This is a genomic window from Vibrio sp. 03_296 (assembly GCF_002265885.1).
Genome location: NZ_NPKW01000844.1, coordinates 1 through 632, shown reverse-complemented (window position 1 = coordinate 632; position 632 = coordinate 1). Strand labels below are relative to the sequence as shown.

The following is a 632-nucleotide window of genomic DNA, read 5'->3' as shown; positions in this document are numbered from 1 at the left end:
AGTAGTAGTATGGCTGCTCAATAGCACGATTAAACAAACGATCTGCTTTGTCATACTCGCCCTTTTTGCATAAAAACGTGCCGTAGTTGTTCAATACGTTGCCGTTTTTGGGGTTCTGACGAGCCGATTTTTGATAAATATCTTCCGCTTTGCCGTTTTCACCGACGCGCTCGTAGTAGTGGGCCATGGAAAGCTGCGCTCGGTAATAATCAGGAGCGTGTGTCAGAGCTTGTTGTAAGTTGTCATGGGCTTTGATCATCGCGCCATTTCGAGATAGCCAAGCCCAAGGCAATGCGAGATTCTGTCCATGCCAATTGGGTCCGGATCTTTTTGTGCTTGGCCTTCAGTGACKTGTGACACACCCGGTCAAAAGGGTAAGTGCTACCAATTGCGGTCAAAAGAAGAGTTTGTTTTTTCATCGTTTTCGTTCTTTTTAATGTGGCCTGAAGAGATGATAAATCCTTGGGGTCTATTGCCTATCAATCGACATCGACAATGCGAGTCACTTTGCATAAACGATTAATGGGCATAAACGACAACAGGCCGCCTCAAAGGCGACCTGTTGTAAAAAAGGTTTGTATCGTGTGGCRCTATTCGTCTTTGGTGACGCGTCTTCGCTGAAATGATCGAGG

The 632-nt window shown here is 46.0% G+C and carries 1 pseudogene; it reads right to left on the bottom strand.

The features are described from left to right. Nucleotides 1-419: pseudogene (gene pilW / locus CIK04_RS28335) on the bottom strand (type IV pilus biogenesis/stability protein PilW); the annotation flags it as partial. Nucleotides 420-632: the final 213 nt, after the last annotated feature.